18 protein-coding genes are annotated in these 18,953 nt (G+C 68.7%); 12 read left to right on the plus strand and 6 right to left on the minus strand.

Going from position 1 to position 18,953, the window contains the following annotated elements; translation table 11 throughout:
- The first annotated feature begins 283 nt into the window (after positions 1-283).
- The 6 genes from QP512_RS19150 to QP512_RS19175 all read left to right on the plus strand — a co-directional run bounded on the left by QP512_RS19150 (position 284) and on the right by QP512_RS19175 (position 7,623).
- Positions 284-1,438, plus strand: coding sequence for an SIS domain-containing protein (locus QP512_RS19150; protein ID WP_286070264.1), 1,155 nt, complete (start codon positions 284-286; stop codon positions 1,436-1,438).
- Complete coding sequence (locus QP512_RS19155) at positions 1,431-2,369, plus strand: ROK family protein (protein WP_286070265.1); 939 nt, start codon at positions 1,431-1,433, stop codon at positions 2,367-2,369. The genes QP512_RS19150 and QP512_RS19155 overlap by 8 nt, the downstream gene beginning before the upstream one ends.
- A gap of 17 nt (positions 2,370-2,386) precedes the next feature.
- Positions 2,387-3,721, plus strand: coding sequence for a D-tagatose-bisphosphate aldolase, class II, non-catalytic subunit (locus QP512_RS19160; protein ID WP_286070266.1), 1,335 nt, complete (start codon positions 2,387-2,389; stop codon positions 3,719-3,721).
- Positions 3,722-3,754: 33 nt separating this feature from the next.
- Positions 3,755-4,531: a DeoR family transcriptional regulator gene (locus QP512_RS19165; protein WP_286070267.1), complete on the plus strand. Its 777-nt coding sequence runs from the start codon at positions 3,755-3,757 to the stop codon at positions 4,529-4,531.
- Positions 4,528-5,643 (plus strand): amidohydrolase family protein, encoded by a 1,116-nt coding sequence (locus QP512_RS19170; RefSeq protein WP_286070268.1) that lies wholly within the window; start codon positions 4,528-4,530, stop codon positions 5,641-5,643. The genes QP512_RS19165 and QP512_RS19170 overlap by 4 nt, the downstream gene beginning before the upstream one ends.
- A 192-nt stretch (positions 5,644-5,835) precedes the next feature.
- Positions 5,836-7,623, plus strand: coding sequence for an MFS transporter (locus QP512_RS19175; RefSeq protein WP_286070269.1), 1,788 nt, complete (start codon positions 5,836-5,838; stop codon positions 7,621-7,623).
- Positions 7,624-7,797: 174 nt separating this feature from the next.
- On the opposite strand, the gene QP512_RS19180 is transcribed toward QP512_RS19175, so the two are convergent.
- From QP512_RS19180 to QP512_RS19195, 4 genes are all read right to left on the minus strand, one after another.
- A complete protein-coding gene (locus QP512_RS19180; RefSeq protein WP_345783092.1) occupies positions 7,798-8,157 on the minus strand; it encodes a hypothetical protein in 360 nt (119 codons plus the stop codon).
- A gap of 107 nt (positions 8,158-8,264) precedes the next feature.
- Positions 8,265-8,816, minus strand: coding sequence for an HdeD family acid-resistance protein (locus tag QP512_RS19185; RefSeq protein WP_286070271.1), 552 nt, complete (start codon positions 8,814-8,816; stop codon positions 8,265-8,267).
- 58 nt (positions 8,817-8,874) lie between these two features.
- Positions 8,875-9,570 (minus strand): ComF family protein, encoded by a 696-nt coding sequence (locus tag QP512_RS19190; RefSeq protein ID WP_286070272.1) that lies wholly within the window; start codon positions 9,568-9,570, stop codon positions 8,875-8,877.
- Positions 9,571-9,655: 85 nt separating this feature from the next.
- Positions 9,656-10,996, minus strand: coding sequence for a chloride channel protein (locus tag QP512_RS19195; protein ID WP_286070273.1), 1,341 nt, complete (start codon positions 10,994-10,996; stop codon positions 9,656-9,658).
- Positions 10,997-11,199: 203 nt separating this feature from the next.
- Here QP512_RS19195 and bioB point away from each other — a divergent pair, with 203 nt between their 5' ends.
- The 5 genes from bioB to bioC all read left to right on the plus strand — a co-directional run bounded on the left by bioB (position 11,200) and on the right by bioC (position 16,037).
- A complete protein-coding gene (gene bioB, locus QP512_RS19200; RefSeq protein ID WP_286070274.1) occupies positions 11,200-12,243 on the plus strand; it encodes a biotin synthase BioB in 1,044 nt (347 codons plus the stop codon).
- 67 nt (positions 12,244-12,310) lie between these two features.
- Positions 12,311-13,534: an 8-amino-7-oxononanoate synthase gene (bioF, locus tag QP512_RS19205; protein ID WP_286070275.1), complete on the plus strand. Its 1,224-nt coding sequence runs from the start codon at positions 12,311-12,313 to the stop codon at positions 13,532-13,534.
- 17 nt (positions 13,535-13,551) lie between these two features.
- Complete coding sequence (gene bioH / locus QP512_RS19210) at positions 13,552-14,331, plus strand: pimeloyl-ACP methyl ester esterase BioH (RefSeq protein WP_286070276.1); 780 nt, start codon at positions 13,552-13,554, stop codon at positions 14,329-14,331.
- Positions 14,332-14,360: 29 nt separating this feature from the next.
- Positions 14,361-15,140 carry an SDR family oxidoreductase gene (locus QP512_RS19215; RefSeq protein ID WP_286070277.1) on the plus strand — a complete coding sequence of 260 codons (780 nt, stop codon included), beginning with the start codon at positions 14,361-14,363 and terminating at the stop codon, positions 15,138-15,140.
- A gap of 12 nt (positions 15,141-15,152) precedes the next feature.
- Positions 15,153-16,037: a malonyl-ACP O-methyltransferase BioC gene (gene bioC / locus QP512_RS19220; protein WP_286070278.1), complete on the plus strand. Its 885-nt coding sequence runs from the start codon at positions 15,153-15,155 to the stop codon at positions 16,035-16,037.
- Positions 16,038-16,201: 164 nt separating this feature from the next.
- Here the strand turns inward: bioC and QP512_RS19225 are convergent, their stop codons facing one another.
- Entirely contained in the window at positions 16,202-16,846 is a 645-nt protein-coding gene (locus tag QP512_RS19225) for a YdcF family protein (RefSeq protein ID WP_286072071.1), read from the minus strand.
- On the minus strand, positions 16,831-17,793 hold the full coding sequence (locus QP512_RS19230; RefSeq protein ID WP_286070279.1) for a pyridoxal-phosphate dependent enzyme: 963 nt from the start codon (positions 17,791-17,793) through the stop codon (positions 16,831-16,833). Before QP512_RS19230 ends, QP512_RS19225 begins: the two co-directional genes overlap by 16 nt.
- A gap of 160 nt (positions 17,794-17,953) precedes the next feature.
- On the opposite strand from QP512_RS19230, the gene QP512_RS19235 reads away from it, so the two are divergent.
- Entirely contained in the window at positions 17,954-18,445 is a 492-nt protein-coding gene (locus QP512_RS19235; RefSeq protein ID WP_286070280.1) for a hypothetical protein, read from the plus strand.
- Positions 18,446-18,953 lie beyond the last annotated feature (508 nt).

Raw genomic sequence — 18,953 nt, forward strand, 5'->3', positions numbered from 1 at the left:
TTGGGCCGACTCTAGGGCAGCGATTCGAAAGATGTCAACAAATTGAAAGGAAAAAGGAAGATATATTCTGTTGAAACGAAAGTTTGTGCGTCGCAGTACTTTGCGTAATCGCTTGCAGCTGCCTGTTAAGCATTGTGCGATACGGCATCCGGACGTTTCTTTCGTTTCCATGGACGGGCAATGCATGGGAAGTCGCACACCATATTTTCTTTCTTTTTGCTTTCGGTATTTGACATTTCGAAAGAAAACACAGATGGTGCGCTGGCCCAACTGGAACCTCCGAATGGACGTCACCCTGCTTTCCGATGTGTCCGCCTGGCAGCGCCTGGGCGGAGCCGATACCGCTACCGAAATCGCCCAGCAGCCTGCGCTGTGGGACGCCCTCGCCCAAGACCTGGCGCGTGCCCGCGACCGCCTGCAGGCCTTCCTCGGCGACAGCCTCAATGACCCGAGCCTGCGCGTGCTGTTCACCGGCGCCGGCAGCTCCGGCTTCATCGCCGAAATGGTGGCCGACGCGATCAACGCGCAGTGGCCGGCCGAGGTGCGCGTGGTGCACACCACCAGCCTGCTGACCCACCCGGCGCTGTACCTGCAGCGCGACCGCCCCACCCTGCTGGTCTCGTTCGGCCGCAGCGGTTCCAGCCCGGAAAGCGTGGCCGCGGTGGACCGCGTGCGCAGCGATGTGGATGACGCGCGCTTCCTCGACATCACCTGCAACGCCGACGGCGAACTGGCCCGTCGTGGCGCCGGCCGCGCCGATACCTGCACCCTGCTGATGCCGTCGGCCAGCTGCGATCGCGCCTTCGCCATGACCAGCAGCCTGACCTGCATGCTGCTGGCCGCACTGACCGTGTTCGATCGTTCGCCGTGGGATGCGCGCGTGGCGCGCCTGAAGCAGATCGCCGCGCTGGCCCGCGAAGGCCTGGCGCAGTGGGATGCACCGGTGGCGGAGCTGGCGCAGCGCCCGTTCAACCGCATCATCTACCTCGGCAGCGGCCCGCTGGAAGCGCTGGCGCGCGAGTGCGCGCTGAAGGTGCTGGAGCTGACCGCCGGCCGCGTGCTGGCGTTGGCCAATACGCCACTGGGCTTCCGCCATGGCCCCAAGTCGACGCTGGATGGCAACACCCTGGTGGTGGTGCTGCGCAGCGTGCAGCCGCTGGCGCGCCGCTACGAACAGGACCTGCTGGAAGAACTGCGCCGCGATGGCGTGGCCGGCCAGGTGCTGGCGATCGGCCCGCATTCGGATATCGGTGCCGAAGACGAGTACACGCTCACCGTACCGGCACTGGACGACCCGTGGCTGGCCCCGGTGTGGCTGGGCTTTGCGCAGCTGTTCGCGCTGCAGCGCTCGGCCGCGCTCGGCCTGACCCCGGACAACCCGTTCCCGGACGGCACCGTCAACCGCGTCGTCAAGGGCGTCACCATCCACCATGGCTGAGCTGATCGCCCACGCCTGCTACGGCATCGACATCGGCGGCACCAAGATCGAGCTGGTGGCGTGCGATGCGGCGACGCAGGTCACCTGGCGCCGCCGGGTCAGCACGCCGCAGGGCGACTACGACGGTTTCCTGCAGGCGGTGGTGACCCTGGTGGCCGAGGCCGATGCCGCGCTGGGTCGCAGCGATGCGGCCATCGGTATCGCCCTGCCCGGTGTGCGTGATCGTCGCAGCGGCCGCCAGCTGAGTGCGAATGTGCCGGCATTGACCGGCCACAGCGTGGCCGCCGACCTGCAGGCTCGCCTGCAGCGTCCGCTGCACTTCGGCAATGACCTGCAGTGCTTCGCCCTGTCCGAGGCACGTGGCGGGGCCGCCGCCGGTTACCCCAGCATGTTCGGCGCCATCCTCGGCACCGGCGCTGGCGGTGGCTTCTGCCTGCAGGGCCGCCTGCTGTCCGGCTTCAACGGGCTGGCGGGCGAATGGGGCCATTGGAGCGTGCCTGGCCACCTGCTGCAGCGCCACGGCCTGCCACTGATCGACTGCGCCTGCGGCCTGCAGGGCTGCGTGGAGCGCTACGTGTCCGGCAGCGGGCTGGCAATGATCGAGCGTCACCTCGGTGGCAGCGCCAACGATGCCAGCGCAGTGATCGCACTGGCCGAAACCGGTGATGCACGTGCGCGCAAGGCGCTGGACATCCATCGCGACCTGCTTGGCCACAGCCTGGCCGCGCTGGTGCTGGCGCTGGACCCGCACGTGATCGTGCTCGGCGGCGGCCTGTCGCAGTACGCGCCGCTGTACCAGCAGCTGCCGGCCGCGATTTCCGCGCATCTGTTCAACGGCGTGCAGGTACCGCCGATCGTGCCGCCGCGTTTCGGCGATGCCGGCGGCGCTCGCGGTGCCGCCCTGCTCGCCTGCCAACCCTCGTTTTCCTGATCGACCGGAGCCTGACCATGTCCCCGTTGCAGACCCTGCTTGCCTCCCACCGCGCCGGTGCCAATGTCGGCCTGTACAGCGTCTGCTGCAGCAACGAACAGGTGCTGCGCGCGGCCATGCACGTGGCACTGGCGCACGGCACCATGCTGCTGATCGAGGCCACCTCCAACCAGGTCGATCAGTTCGGCGGCTACACCGGCATGACCCCACCACAGTACCGCGACTACGTCGGCGTGCTGGCCGATGAGGAAGGCTTCCCGCGCGAGCGGCTGGTTCTGGGCGGTGATCACCTCGGCCCGAATGCCTGGCAGAAGCGCCCGGCCGCCGAGGCGATGAGCCACGCGCGCGTGCTGATCGAAGCCTACGTCGCCGCCGGTTTCCACAAGATCCACCTCGATTGCAGCATGTCCTGCGCCGATGACCCGGTGCCGCTGCCCGATGCCGTCGTCGCGGCGCGTTCGGCGGAACTGGCCGAGATCGCCGAGCGTACCGCTGCGGATCATGGCCTGCCGCCGCCGGTCTACGTGATCGGTACCGAAGTGCCGATTCCCGGCGGTGAAGCCTCGCTGGCCGAAGGCCTACAGGTGACCACGCCCGCTGCTGCGGCGCAGACCCTGGCCATCCACCAGCAGGCGTTCGATACACCGCAACTGCGCGATGCGTGGCAGCGCGTGATCGCCATGGTGGTGCAGCCGGGCGTGGACTTCGACCACAGCAGCGTGCACGAGTACGACGCAGCGGCCGCGGGGGCGCTGGCCGATTTCCTCGAACAGCAGCCGCGCATCGTGTTCGAAGCGCATTCCACCGATTACCAGCGAGAAAACGGCCTGCACGCGCTAGTGCGCGACCACTTCGCCATCCTCAAAGTCGGCCCGGCCGCGACCTTCGCCTACCGCGAGGCGCTGTTCGCGCTGGCCGCAATCGAAGCCGAACTGCTGCCCGCAGCGCAGTGCTCGCGCCTGCCGCAGGTGCTGGACGAGGTGATGGTGGCGCAGCCGAAGTACTGGCAGTCCTACTACCAGGGCGATGAGGCAGCGCTGCGCCTGCTGCGCCGCTATTCCTTCAGCGACCGCTGCCGCTACTACTGGGGCGAGCCGGCGCTGGTACAGGCGGTGCAGACCCTGTTCGCCAACCTGGAACAACACGCGCCGCCGCTGGTACTGCTCAGCCAGTACCTGCCCGAGCAGTACCGCGCCGTGCGCGAGGGCACCCTGGCCAATACGCCTGCCGCGCTGGCACAGCATCGCGTCGGCCTGTGCCTGGACGAGTACGCCCGTGCATGCAGCGCCAACCAGGCCGGAACCCGCCCGCAGAACGCAGGCTCGGCTGCTGCCGCTGCTGCGAACGGCTAATCTCTACCTTTCCCCGCGACACCGAGAATGGCCATGCGCAACACCCGCTCCCGCCGGCAACAGATCCTGCAGCTGCTGATCGAGCACGGCTCGGTGCAGGTGGCCGATCTGGTCGAGCGCTTCGGCGTGTCGGCGGTGACCATCCGTGCCGACCTGACCCACTTCGAATCGCAGGGCCTGGCCAACCGTACCCACGGTGGCGCCACGCTGGTGCGCACGCCGCCGCAGGAACAGGACATCCACGAAAAGGACGCACTGAACCTGCCGCTGAAGGAATCGATCGGCGCGTGTGCCGCGCGCCTGGTGCGGCCCGGTGACAACATCATCATCGACTCCGGCTCGACCACGATGACCCTGGCCCGCCACCTGCGCACGCAGCGCGACGTGACGGTGATGACGAACGGGCTGAACATCGCCTGGGAACTGGCCAACGCGCCCGGCATCAACGTGCTGCTGACCGGTGGACTGCTGCGCCAGCAGTCGCTGTCGCTGCAGGGCAGCCAGGCCGAAGCCAGCCTCAACTCCTACAGCTTCGATACCCTGTTCCTGGGCGTGGACGGCCTGGACCTGCAGTTCGGGCTGACCACGCACGACGAAGCCGAAGCCCGCCTCAACCACCGCATGGTCGAGCGCGCACGCCGCATCGTGGTGCTGACTGACGCCTCCAAGTTCGGGCGCGTCAGCCTGCACCGCATCGCACTGCTGGATCAGATCCACACCATCATCACCGATGCCGGCATCGACGACGCCTCGCGCGAGGGCCTGCAGCGGCTGGGCATTGAAGTGATCATCGCCGAGCCCGCCGCATGACCGACACCCGCTCCCTGCATGGCCGCATCCTCACGCCGCTGGGTTGGCGGCGTGGCCAGGTCCACTTCGATTCCCACGTGCGCCAGCTGCAGGTGGATGACCACAGCGGCGCTGGCGATCTGCAATTGCCGGTGATCCTGCCCGGCTTCATCGACCTGCATGTGCACGGTGCGGCGGGCGTGGACCTGATGCAGGGCGGTGACGTGGCGCGCACCATCGCCCGCACCCATCTGCGCTTCGGCACCACTACGCTGCTGGCGACCACCATGACCGCCGGCCTGGACGAGATCGAGCATGCGCTGCAGGGCGTGGCCGCCACCATGGCGGCGCCCGATGCCGATGCGGCCTGCATTGCCGGTGTGCATCTGGAAGGACCGTTCATCAGCCCGCAGCGGCTGGGCGCACAGCCCAACCGTACCATCGAAGCAACACTGGCGCTGGTGCAGCAGCTGCACGCGCTGGCACCGATCCGGGTGATGACGCTGGCGCCGGAGATCGGCGAGCACACCGCGCTGATTCCCGCGCTTTCCGCGATGGGCATCCGCGTGCAGCTCGGCCACAGCGCTGGCACTTACGAGGACGGTGTGGCCGCCCTACAAGCCGGCGCTTCCGGTTTCACCCACCTGTTCAACGGCATGACCGGTGTCGACCACTATCGACCGGGCATCGCCGCGGCGGCCCTGGCGCACGCGCAGTACGCCGAGATCATTCCCGACCTGCAGCACATCCACCCCGGCGTGATCCGGCTGGCCGCGCGCGCGATCCCGCGCCTGTACGCGGTGACCGACGCCACCGCCGCCACTGGCATGCCCGATGGCGAGTACGCGCTGGGCGAACAGCGCGTGCACAAGTGCGGCGGCTGCGTGCGCCTGGCAACCGGTTCGCTGGCGGGTAGTGCTCTGACCATGGACCAGGCGCTGCGCAATCTGGTGCAGGTGGGCCTGGAGCTGGCCGATGCATCGCAACGTGTTTCCACCTTCCCGGCCGACTACCTGGGCCTGGGCGATCGCGGCCGCATCGCGCCCGACGCCCGCGCCGACCTGGTGGTGCTGGATGCCGAGCTGCGCCTGCAGCAGGTGGTTGCCGGCGGGCATGTGATTGATCTGAACTGACACACGCGATGCGGCCCGGACGCCGCGCGGGCTCCCTGTAGAGCCGAGCCATGCTCGGCTCACCGCGCGAAGCGCGGCATGGGGGACCTCGATATCGGAACGGAAAGCAGCCGAGCATGGCTCGGCTCTACAGAAAGCACTCTGCGACGAACCGCCGCCGGGCGTGGCCCGGCGCTACCACAGGAACTGCCGATGTCCGCAAGCACCGCTCCGCGCTGGCCCGTACGCTACCTGCTCTTCATCGGCGGCCTGGGCGGCCTGCTGTACGGCATCGACATCGGCATCATCGCCGGTGCCCTGCCCTACCTTGAAGCGACCGCCAGCCACGCCTGGCAGCTCAGCAGCCAGCAGCTCGGCTTCGTGGTGGCAGCGGTGCTGCTGGGCAGCGTGTTGTCCTCGCTGTTCGCCGGCATGATCGCCGACCTGATCGGCCGCCGCGGCGCGATGCTGCTGGCCGGCCTGCTGTTCACCGCCTCGATTCCGATCATGGCACTGGCCTCCGGCTACACGCCGCTGCTGCTGGGACGCCTGCTGCAGGGCATCAGTGGCGGTTTGATCGGCGTCGTGATTCCGCTGTACCTGGCCGAAGTGCTCAGCCCCGAACGACGCGGGCGAGGCGCGGCCATGTTCCAGCTGCTGCTGACCGTTGGCCTGGTGCTGGCAGCCCTGATCGGCCTGTACCACGCCCATGCCGTGGATGCCGCCGCCGAGGCCGTGCGCTCGCTGCCGTTCGCGGAGCAGGCGCAGGAACTGTTCACGGTGAAGGACCACGCCTGGCGCACCATCTTCTGGACCTGCCTGGCGCCAGGACTGCTGTTCTGCGCCGGCATCTTCTGGCTGTCCGAATCGCCACGCTGGCTGGTGCGCCGCGGCCGCATCGACGAAGCGCGCCGCAGCCTGCAGCGCGTCCTTCCCGCCGCAGAGATCGAGCCCACGCTGGCCCAGATCCAGGCCCCGGAATCGAGCAGCAGCGACGGCAAGCGGGATCCGCTGCTCAGCCGCCGCTACGTGGTGCCGTTCCTGCTGGCCTGCGTGGTGCTGGCCTGCACCCAGGCCACCGGCATCAATTCGGTGCTGGCCTACGCAGTCAACATCCTCAACCAGGCCGGTCTGTCCGGCTCGGTGGCCAACGGCGCCGACGTAGCGATCAAGCTGCTCAACGCGGTGATGACCGTGGTCGCGCTGCTGCTGGTCGACCGCAAGGGCCGCAAGTTCCTGTTGATGCTGGGCAGCGGCGGTATCTGCGTGGCCCTGCTGGCCGCCGCCACGCTGTTCTTCCAGGCCGAGCGCGGCCGCGCCGATGTGCAGCCGCAGTTGCAGGCGGCGGTCAGCCGCGATGGCCTGCAGCTGGTGCTGGATGACGCACAGTGGCAGCGCCTCGGCGCAGGCATCGACAGCGAAGGCCGGCCGATGCAGCTGACCGTGTCGTATGCCTACGGTGACTTCACCAATGTGCGCGCCCTGCGCAGCGACAACCTGACCGATCGCGAGCTGCGCATCGAGCGCGCCGGCACCGTGCAGCCGGACAGCGTGATCGGTGCGTTCTTCCGCAAGCTGCACCTCAACCCGTTCGCCGACCCGGCCAGCGCCGAGCAGGCGCCGCTGCGCATCGAACAGGCCCGCATCGGGCCGGTGCCGCCGCCCGCACACGGCTGGGCGGTGGCCACCTGCATCCTGGTGTTCGTCGCGTTCTTCGCCGTCGGGCCCGGCGTGTGCGTGTGGCTGGCATTGTCTGAGCTGATGCCGAACCGCATCCGCTCCAACGGCATGAGCATCGCGCTGCTGATCAACCAGTTCGTCTCAACCACCATCGCCGCGATCTTCCTGCCCACGGTGGGCCACTACGGCTACGCCAGCATGTTCGTGTTCTGGGCGGCGTGCACCTTCGTGTTCTTCCTGGTGGCCGCGTTGTGGCTGCCGGAAACCAAGGGCAAGTCGCTGGAAGAGATCGAGGCACGGTTCGCGGGAAGGCGGAGCTGACGGCACCGGTTCCTGGCGTCGGCCATGCCCTCACATGACATGCCAACCGTGCGCGCCTGACGACCGGGTGTGGGGTATCGATGGGATGTTGCCTGCCGACGAGGTGTGGCCTACCGATAGGCATGGCCTGCCGACTGGGTAGAGTCGACTGTCAGTCGACTCCACCGCCTCCGGTCATTTCCCGGTGATGTGCCTGGCCAGTTCCCGCGCCTCGTCCTTGCCCGGCAACCCGCTCAGACCCATCGATTCAGAAAATGGTCCCTGTACCGTTGCCACCGTCACCACACGGCCGTCCACGCTGATGGCGATGCGCTGACCGACCAGCGCCGCCGTGCCATCATGGATGCGCCGGTGCGCCTCGGGACGATAGCGGATCTGCAGCACCGTCAAACCATTCCCATCCGGCACCGCGCGCACATCGGCGATGTCCGCGCTGTTCGCGATCGGGGGTTGCCGAAGCGTCAGCCACTCGTCCTGCCACGGCACCCCTGCGTCCTTCCCGGCCACGTCAACCGCACTCAGGCGGACGTCCACGCCGGGAAGCGGCGGACGGTCCGCTCCCCCGGTCGTACCCGGCGTGGTGCCTGACATGCATCCGGTCAGGCCCAACGCCGTCGCCAACAGCAGCGGACAGGCCGCCCTCACTTCAGCTTCCGCAGCTTGAACGCCACCAGTACCTGCAGCAGGCCGTACAGCAGGCTGCCGATGCCGATCCACAGCGTGGTCACCGCCACGCCCGCATACGGGTTGGCGGCAAACAGCAGGCCCAGCACCACCGCCAGTACGCCGCTGAGGATCAGCAGCCACTCACCCTGGATCTGCCTGCGCACGCGGATCGCGAACACGATGCGATAGATGCCGGCCACCAGCAGCCACGCGGCCAGGAACAGCACCAGCACGCTGGCCGTTGCCAGCGGATTGATCACCGCCAGGATGCCGAAGCCCAGCGAGGCGATGACATACAGCGCCAGCCAGCCACGCGACGCGCCGCTGCCGCCGCTGACCAGGGCGAACAGGCTGATCACGCCCTCGACAATGGCCATCACGCCCAGCGTCCAGGCCAGTGCCATCGCCGCCGACAGCGGCCAGCCAATGGCGATGATGCCGAAGCCAAGCGCAACCAACCCGTACAGCAGCAGGATCCACCAGCTGCGCCCGACCCCCGACAGCAAGGGAGACAAAGGGGAATTCATGGCCACTCCTTCGATCCGGAATCGGCCCCATCCTAGTCCCTGCGCATGAAAGCGGCGATCACGGCACGCGCGCGCAGACCCACACGCGCACCTCTTCAGTCCCTACCAGACGCAAGGTCTCGGCGATCTCCATCACCGTGCTGCCGGTGGTCATCACGTCATCCACCAACGTCAGCCGCACCGGCGCTGATCCGCGCGTGGCGAATGCGTCGAAGAGGTTGTCCCGGCGCTGTTCGGCGCTGCGCTCCGACTGCGGTGCCGTATGCCGGCGCCGATACAGGCCCTGCCAGACCGGCATCGGTAGCAACCGGCACAGTTCGGCGGCCTGGTTGTAGCCGCGCTGGCGCAGGCGGCGGTTGTGCAGCGGCACCGGCACCAGTGGCGCGCACGACCAGGGCGGCGGTGCGCGCTGCATCAGCTGCACGAGCAGGCGGCCGGCCGCCAGGTCCTGGTGGAACTTGTAGCGCACCAGCAGCTGGTCGACCGGCGGCAGATACAGCAGGCTGGCATGGGTGGCGGCCTGCGGCGGCACTTCCTCACGGCAGGTACCGCAGACGATCAGCGCGTTGTCGGGCAGTGGCAGCGCGCAACGCAGGCAGGCACGGCCGGCCCACGGAAGTTCCGCGTAACACGCCGCGCAGAGATCCAGGCCATCGTGGCCGTCATCGTTGCAGACCAGGCATCGCAGCGGCAGCAGCACGCGAAGCAGCGCGCGGGAGACACGGGTTGCCGTATGCCAGAGAGGGATGCGCATGCCCCAGTTTTCCGCCGCGCTGCGGGCATCGCCATCACCGGAATGCCTGCTGCGGTGTCGGCGTTATCCGTTGCCGCACCGTCCATCAGGCTGAGCGTTCGCGATGCCCTGCATCCGACGGCGCCAAGGCCGGCACCATCAACAGCTCCGCCAGACCGCGATAGATCGGCACGCGGCACACCAGCCCGGATACACCACGAGCAAGCAGCACCGTGGCCAGGATCGGCAACAGCAAGTCACCACTGTCGGTCAGTTCCAGCGAGATCACCGCCGAGGTCAGCGGTGCCTGGGTGACGCCGGTCAGGTAAGCGCACATGCCCAGCAGCACGAATGCGCGCGGGTCCACGCCCGGCATCAGCACTGACAGGTTGTGGCCCAGTCCCGCGCCGACCGCCAGCGCCGGCGAGAACAGACCACCGGGAATACCCGCCACGTACGACGCCAGGTTGGCCAGCAGCTTCATCAGCCCGAATTCGTGGCCGACCATTGCCTGGCCCTGCACCAGGCTGCGCGCCTGTTCGTAGCCGGTGCCGAACGCGCCTTCACCGAACACCATCGCCAGCACGACCACCGCCAGACCGCAGCCTGCGGCCAGCAGGACCGGATGGCGCTGCCGCAGTTGCCCCAGCCAGCGCGGGCGGCCCGCAGCGCTGGCCAGCACCGCTCGTGCGAACAGCCCACCCAGCAGGCCTGCCACCACGCCGCACAGCAGGATCGCCAGCCAGCCCTGGCCCAGCGGCAGGCGTGCGCTCACATGACCGAAATAGGTGTAGTTGCCCAACAGACCGAGCGATACCACGCCACCGACGATCACCGCGGTCAACAAGGTGCCGGAGAAGCGATGTTCGAAACGGCCGCTAAGCTCTTCGATGGCGAAAACGATGCCCGCCAGCGGCGTGTTGAAGGCCGCCGCAATACCCGCAGCGCCGCCAGCCAACAGGAAGTGCGAGAGCTCGCGGGGATCCTTGAAGCCGAACCAGCGGCCGAACAGGTACATCAGGCTGGCGCCCACATGCACCGTCGGGCCCTCGCGGCCGACCGATGCGCCCCCCAGCAACGACAGCGAGGTCAGCAGCAGCTTCCCGGCCGAAACCGCAGGTGACAGGTTGGTCTTCCGGAACGGCTCATCCGCCTTGTCCAACGCAGCGATGACCTGCGGAATGCCGCTGCCGCGCGTAGGCTTCAGCACGCCAGCGGTCAGCCAGGCCAGCAGCGCGAAAATGCCTGGCGTAAGCAGCAGGGCCCACCACGGCGAGTGCGCGGTGATGCGCTGGAACAGATGGAAGGCCGCATCGCTGGCCTTGGCGAACAGGATCGCCACCAGCGCCACGGCCACGGCACCGCCCCAGAGCGCGGCGCGGCGGCGCCAGGCCTCGCTGAGGACCAGCGCGCTGATGCGGCCGCGGAGACGATGGAGATCGGTCATGGGAAAGAGTCTGCGCGCCAGCGCTTCCGTTGGGCAGCGGCCACTTTGGCCGAAGCCCTTGCAGGATGCGGTGAAATGCGGCGCTTCTGACAAGCGCGATCGGAGCGGCCTTCCGTAAACCAACATAACTCTATTTAGGTTGACAGCGTTCATCAACCCACCCACACTGCCGCCCTCGCTCCATTCGTACCCAAGGTCCCGCCATGGCTGCTGCCATCCGCCACGACTGGCAACAGGACGAGCTGCAAGCGCTGTTCGAGCTGCCGCTCCCTGAGCTGCTGTTCCGCGCCGCAGCGGTCCATCGCGAGCACTTCGACCCGTCGCAGGTGCAGGTATCCACCCTGCTGTCGGTGAAGACCGGCGGCTGCCCGGAAGACTGCGCGTACTGCCCGCAGGCGCAGCGCTACAGCACCGGGGTGAACGCGCAGAAGCTGATGGACACCGATGCGGTACTGGCCAAGGCACGCCAGGCCAAGGCCGCCGGTGCATCGCGCTTCTGCATGGGTGCCGCGTGGCGATCGCCGAAGGACCGTGACATCCCGAAGGTGGCGGCGATGATCGCCGGGGTGAAGGCGCTGGGCCTGGAGACCTGCGCCACGCTCGGGATGCTCAGTGGCGAGCAGGCGCGTGCGCTGAAGGATGCCGGTCTGGACTACTACAATCACAATCTCGACACCGCGCCGGACTACTACGATTCGATCATCCACACGCGCCAGTACCAGGACCGCCTGGATACACTGGAACACGTGCGCGATGCCGGCCTGAAGACCTGCTGCGGCGGCATCGTCGGCATGGGCGAGACGCGCGCGCAGCGCGTCGGCCTGCTGCTGGCGCTGGCCACGCTGCCGGCGCATCCGGATTCGGTGCCGATCAACAAGCTGGTGCAGGTGGCGGGTACGCCGCTGCATGGCAGCGCCGAGCTTGACCCGTTCGAGTTCGTGCGCATGATCGCGGTGGCGCGCATCGCCATGCCGCGCTCGATGGTGCGGCTGTCGGCCGGCCGCGAGGCGATGAGTGACGAACTGCAGGCGCTGTGCTTCCTGGCCGGTGCCAACTCGATCTTCTACGGCGACAAGCTGCTGACCACCGGCAACCCGGAAAGCGAACGCGACCTGGCCCTGTTCGCGCGGCTGGGGCTGCAGCCGATGGCGGTGCAGGTGGATGCCGAAGGCCACGACCACGGCGGCACCGTGCACGCCGATATCAGCGCCGACGCGCCCGGCTGCGGCTGCGCTCACGCGGCCTGAGACGGGCGGCAAGCAGGCGCCGCGGCAACGCGCTACCCTAGCCGCCCCGTCGACGCATTCAGCCACCATGGCCCGCCCCGACCTGACCGCCCGCCTCCACGCCCAGCGCGCTCTGCGCGATGCCCAAGGCCGTCGCCGCCCGCGACGTACGGTCGCCCGTCGCGATGGCGTGCGCCTTGAGGTGGACGGCCAGTGGCTGACCGGCTTCTGCAGCAACGATTATCTGGGCCTGGCGCAGCAGTTCAGCGTGGTCAATGCGCTGCAGGACGCCGCTGCGCGCGAAGGTGCCGGTGCCGGTGCATCGCATCTGGTCTGTGGCCACCACGCGATGCACGACGCACTCGAACGCGAGGTGGCCGAGTGGCTGGGTTACCCGCGTGCATTGCTGTTCGGCAGTGGCTTCGCCGCCAACCTGGCGGTGCAGCAGGCGCTGCTGAGCGAAGAGAACGACGTCTGCGTGCAGGACAAGCTCAACCACGCCAGCCTGCTCGATGCGACGCGGCTGGCCGGTGCACGCCTGCGCCGCTACCCGCACCTGGACGCGGAAGGCGCGATGCGCCAGCTCAAGCACGCACCCGACGGCGCGGCGATGCTCGCCACCGACGGTGTCTTCAGCATGGATGGCGACATCGCGCCGCTGCGTGCGTTGTCGCTGGTCGCGCGCCTGCAGCAGGCGTTGTTCTACGTCGATGACGCACATGGCGTGGGCGTGGTGGGGGACGGCCGTGGCGCCGTTGCTGCCGCCGGCCTGGGCGTGGACGACGTACCGGTGCAGCTGGTGACGCTGGGCAAGGCCTTGGGCGGTTCCGGTGCGTTGGTGCTGGGCCGCGACGACCTGGTCGAGCACTTGGCCGAAACCGCGCGCCCGTACATCTACACCACCGCCGTGCCACCGGCGATGGCCGCCGCTGCACTCGAGGCGGTGCGCCTGGCGCGCCGCGACAACTGGCGCCGTTCCAAGCTGGCTGACCTGATCGGGCTGTTCCGCAGCGAAGCACGCCGCCGCGGGCTGGACCTGATGGCCTCGGAAACGCCGATCCAGCCGCTGCTGTGCGGCGATGACCACAGCGCAATGGCGATGTCCAGGGCCCTGGAACAGGCCGGCTGGCTGGTCGGCGCGATCCGCCCGCCGACCGTGCCGGAAGGCAAGGCACGGTTGCGCGTCACGCTGTCCGCGCTGCACACGCCGGAACAGGTGCGCGGTCTGGTCGAGGCCATCGCCAGCGCGCGCGACCGCGTCAATCTTGCCCTGCATGAAGCCGCTCCGCCGCCGCTGCCCGCTTTTGCCTGAGTTCCGTGTCGTTGCCCATGCATATTGAAGTCACCGGCCGTGGGCCGGACCTGGTGTTGATCCACGGTTGGGGCCTGCAGGGCGGCGTGTTCGCACCGCTGGTGCAGCGACTTGCGGACCAGTTCACCCTGCATCGGGTCGACCTGCCCGGTCATGGCCACAGCCGCGAAGACGCCACCCCGCTGCGCCTGCCGTTCGTGGTCAGTGCCATTGCCGCGGCCACGCCGCCGGCGGTGTGGTGCGGCTGGTCGCTGGGCGGCCTGTTCGCACTGCACGCGGCGGCCACGCTGCCGAAGGTGCGCGGGCTGGCGATGATCGCCGCCACGCCGCGCTTCGTGCGTGGCGAGGACTGGCCGCACGCAGTGGAGCCGGCAGTGTTCGAGCAGTTCGGGCGAGAGCTGGCCAACGATTTCGGCGGCACGCTGGAGCGCTTCCTGGCACTGGACGTGATGGGCTCGGCGCACGCCCGCGAGGAGCTGCGCACGCTGCGCCAGCGCCTGGTCGAGCGCGGCGCCCCCACTGAACGCGCCCTGCTGGAAGGCCTGCGCCTGCTCGAAGGCACCGATCTGCGGGGCGCGCTGCCCACGCTGGGCAAGCCCAGCCTGTGGATCGCCGGCCAGCGTGACCGCCTGGTGTCTCCAGCGGCGATGCAGGCCGCTGCGGCGCTGGCCCCGGGCGCGCAGGCGCTGACCATTGCCCACGGTGGACATGCGCCTTTCCTCGGCCATGCCGATGAGGTGGCCGCCGCCCTGCAACACTTCGTTGCCGGCCTGTCACCGGCCGATGGCGGACAATGAGACCCCTCCGAATTCCGCAGGACTGACGCATGGATCTGGGTATCAATGGCCGCTGGGCACTGGTCTGCGGCGCCAGCAAGGGGCTCGGCCTGGGCTGCGCACGCGCGCTGGTGCGCGAGGGCGTCAACGTGGTGATCGTGGCCCGTGGCGAGGCTGCACTGCAGGTCGCTGCCGACGAATTGCGTGCACTGCCAGGTGCCGGTGAGGTGCGCGCCGTCGCCGCCGACGTCACCACCGAGGCCGGCCGTACTGCCGCGCTGGCCGCCTGCCCGCAGGTGGATATCCTGGTCAACAACGCAGGCGGCCCACCGCCCGGCGACTTCCGCAGCTTCGAGCGCGACGACTGGATCGCCGCACTGGACGCCAACATGCTGGCGCCGATCGCGCTGATCCGCGCCACCGTGGATGCGATGATGGAACGCGGCTTCGGCCGCATCGTCAACATCACCTCGTCCGCGGTGAAAGCCCCGATCGACATCCTGGCGCTGTCCAACGGCGCGCGCAGCGGCCTGACCGGTTTCGTCGCTGGCCTGTCGCGCCGCACCGTGGCCTACAACGTCACGATCAACAATCTGCTGCCCGGCCAGTTCGACACCGACCGCCTGCGTGCCAACTTCGCCCACAGTGCGGGCAAGGACGGCAATGCAGGCGAAGTGGCCGAACGCCGCCGCCAGCAGATTCCCGCCGGCCGCTTTGGCACGCCGGACGAGTTCGGCGCCGCCTGCGCCTTCCTGTGCAGTGCACAGGCCGGTTACCTCACCGGGCAGAACCTGCTGATCGACGGCGGCACCTACCCCGGTACGTTCTAAGAGACTTCTGCAATGCCGTCCCACTTCGATGCCCGCCATGTCCGTCGCGCGTTCGCGCGTGCCGCCACCAGCTACGACGCTGCCGCCGCCCTGCAGCGCGAGGTGCAGTCGCGGCTGATCGAGTCGCTGGACTACCTGGAGGCGCGCAAGCCCGAGGTGGTGCTGGACATCGGCGCAGGCACCGGCCACGCCACTGCGCTGATGAAGAAGCGCTGGCCGAAGGCGCAGGTGATCGCGCTGGACGTGGCGCTGCCGATGCTGGACCAGGCCAAGCGCCAGGCCGGCTGGTGGAAGCCGTTCCAGCGCCTGTGTGGCGATGCCGCTGCGCTGCCGCTGGCCGACAACAGCGTGGACGTGATCTTCAGCAACCTGTGCCTGCAGTGGGTGGACGACCTGCCGGCAGTGTTCGCCGGTTTCCGCCGCGTGCTCAAGCCAGGTGGCCTGCTGCTGTGCTCGACCTTCGGCCCGGAAACGCTGATCGAACTCAATGAGGCGTTCGCCGCCGCCGACGACCGCCCGCACGTGAGCCGCTTCGCGCAGATCGCGCAGTTCGGCGACGCACTGATGATGGCCGGCTTCCGCGACCCGGTGCTGGACCGCGATCTGTTCACCCTGACCTACGACGACCTGCCCTCGCTGATGCGCGAGCTGCGCGCGATGGGTGCGACCAATGCGCGGGTAGACCGCCGCCATACCCTGACCGGGCGCGGACGTTTCGCGGCGGCGGCGGCGGCGTACGAGCCGATGCGCCGTGCCGACGGCAAGCTGCCCAGCAGCTGGGAAGTGATCTACGCCCACGCCTGGGCCCCGGACCCGGGCGCGCCGATCCGCGAAGGCGGGCATGACGTGGCCTCGGTGCCGGTATCGGCGATTCCGATCCGGCGCAAGCAGACCTGATCGATCGATCACGGGTGATGCGCCGACCACGGTCGGCGGCTACCGACTCATGCACGGAACCCGCTCTGGTAGGTGCCGACCTTGGTCGGCACAATGCCGGCGGCATCGCGATCTGACAGATTGTGCCGACCAAGGTCGGCACGCACCCAATGCAGGCTTCCGCCTCAGGTGTTGGCCGGCGAACTCAGCGGCGGGCGCACCAGGTCACGGTGGAAGAAATAGATTTCCTGCACCAGGAAGCGCCAGCTGGTGTGGAAGCTGCGGAAGCGCGTGCTGGGCGTCGACGAGGCCAGCGCATCGATGCCCAGTGCCTTGCTCAGGCGCAGCGCGCGCGCCATGTGCAGCGGGTCGCTGACGATGATCACCCGGTGCAGGTCGCGCTGGTCCATCAAGCGCTTGGCTTCCACCAGGTTCTGTACGGTATTGCGCGAGGCGGTCTCGATCAGGATCGCCTCATCCGGCACGCCATGCTTCAGCGCATAGCGCCGCGCCACCTGCGATTCGGAGAAGCGCGCACCGGTGCCGCCATAGCCGCCGGTGAAGATCAACAGCGGCGCGTACCGGGCGTCGTACAGATCCAGGCCATGGCGGATGCGCTCTTCGAACACCGGTGACGGCTTGGCGTCGTAGGCGGCGGCACCCAGCACGATGATGGCGTCGGCCTTGGCGGCCTGGTCGCGTTCACCCACCCAGACGATCCAGGCGGTCACGCCCAGCAGCCAGATCACCAGCAGCACGAACAGCCGCCACAACCAGCCCAGCAGGCCGGTGCGTTCGCGGTGCCGCCCGCGGCTCACGCCGCCCCCCAGCGCAGGGCGGGCAGATCGACATTGCCACCGGACAGCACCAGGCCGACGCGCAGGCCGGCGAAGCGCTGCGGCTGCGCCAGCACCGCCGCCAGCACGGTGGCCGAGGACGGCTCGACCACCTGCTTGAGGATGTCCCACAGCAGGCGCATCGCTGCCAGCGTCGCGGTGTCATCGACCACGATCACCTCGGCACCGGCGGCGCGCAGCAGTTCGAAATTGGGCGCGCCGATCAGGGTACGCAGTCCATCGCAGATCGTGTCCGGGGTGAACGCGCCCTGCCGCTCGCCAGCGGCCAGCGAGCGCGCGGTATCGTCGGCTCCGGCTGGCTCGGCCAGCACCAGGCGGGTCTGCGGGCTGGCGTGCTGCAGCGCCAGCGCAGTACCGCTGGCCAGGCCACCACCACCCACCGGCACTACCAGCACATCGAACGGGCCGTCGCTGTGCAGCAGTTCCAGGGCCGCCGTGCCCTGCCCGGCCATCACCGCCGGGTCCGCATACGGATGGACCAGGGTCGCGCCGGTATCGGCCTGCACCCTGGCGCAGGTGGCCTCACGGTCGGCGATGGTCGGCGGGCAGCGCCAGAGCGTGGCGCCGTGGCGGGCGATGTTGGCCAGCTTGGCCGCCACCGCCCCTTCCGGCACCACCACATGGCAGGGAATGCCACGGGTGCGCGCGGCCAGGGCCAGCGCGGCGCCGTGGTTGCCGGAGGAATGGGTCACCACACCGGCACTGGCGCGATCGGCATCGAGCGACCACACCGCATTGCAGGCACCGCGGAACTTGAATGCGCCACCGCGCTGCAGGTGCTCGGCCTTGAACGCCAGCTGCGCGCCGGTCATCGCATCGAGCGTGCGCGAGCGCAGCACCGGGGTCACGCTGGCATGCGGGGCGATCCTCGCAGCAGCAAGCAGGACGTCGTCGGCGCGGGGCAACAGTGAATCGCTCATGACGCAAGATTAACGTATGGCCGCGCGCTGGCGACCCCGGCACAGGCCATGCCAGCATGAGGGCCTTCACCTCCATTCATTCTGGCCAGCGGAATTAAGGGCCGATTCAACGCCTGCGCCCGAAGCTGGCGGCACAACCCGTCCTCTGGGGGGACCCACCATGAAAATGCGCCTGTTGCTTGCCGGTGGCCTGCTGCTGGCCCTGACCGGCTGCACCACCTACGACTATGTAGGTGGTAGCCGCGGTGGCGGCTACTACCACGGTGCGCCGTCGGTGGAGTACCGCTACCCCGCCGGCTATCCCTACAACTACGGCTACCCGTACTACGGTGGCTATGGCGGCTATTACGGCGGCTACGGCAACCCGTACTACTCGCGCCCGATCTACCGTCCGCCGCACAACCACCGCCCGCCGCCGCGCCCGCCCGGCAACGGCGGCGAGAACCGTCCCCCGCCGCCGTCACGGCCGTCGTACAACGGCGGCTCGCCGTGGCGGAACATGGATTCGATGCGTCGCCCGCCGCAGTCGAACATGCAACCGTCGGCGCCGCCGCCGCAGGCCCGTCCGGCCCCGGCACCGAGCGCACCGAGGATGAACGGTTCCCCTTGGCGCAACATGGATCGTGCGACGCAGCGCACAGTTGAGCGCTGAACCGTCTTGCATTTCACACGGTCTAAGCCGCACTCTACGCGGACAGTGACGGCCCGCGTCACAAAGTGACAAAAACGACACGGGCCGCCGCAAAAGGCTCTGCGTCGATATCCGACAGGAACATCTGGATCCCCCCTGTTCCGGCCCTGTCGGATGTCGGCACCTCTGAAGGCAGACGGCCCCGCAATGCGGGGCCGTTTGTTTTGTTGGGTCGCCGACCGGCAAGGGCCCCAGCGTCAGTAGATCCACGCCATGCGTGGATGGCGCCGTCCCGACAGCTCCAAAAAAAACAGGGCCGGACAGTCCCCCGACTGCCGGCCCTCTGCTCCCCCACCGTGCGCCTGTACCGGCCCCTGTTCCAATTCCGGTCACGGGCGCCCACGGCGCCAGCCACGATGGGTGCTATTGGGTTATCTGCAAAAATCCTGCCAACTTTAGGGCTGATTTCGACACCGGTCGGCCGGCCCCGACGACCCGGCCCCGAATGGCGCTAAAATCGCCACCCCGG

This window comes from Stenotrophomonas sp. 57 (assembly GCF_030291075.1).
Taxonomy (GTDB): domain Bacteria; phylum Pseudomonadota; class Gammaproteobacteria; order Xanthomonadales; family Xanthomonadaceae; genus Stenotrophomonas.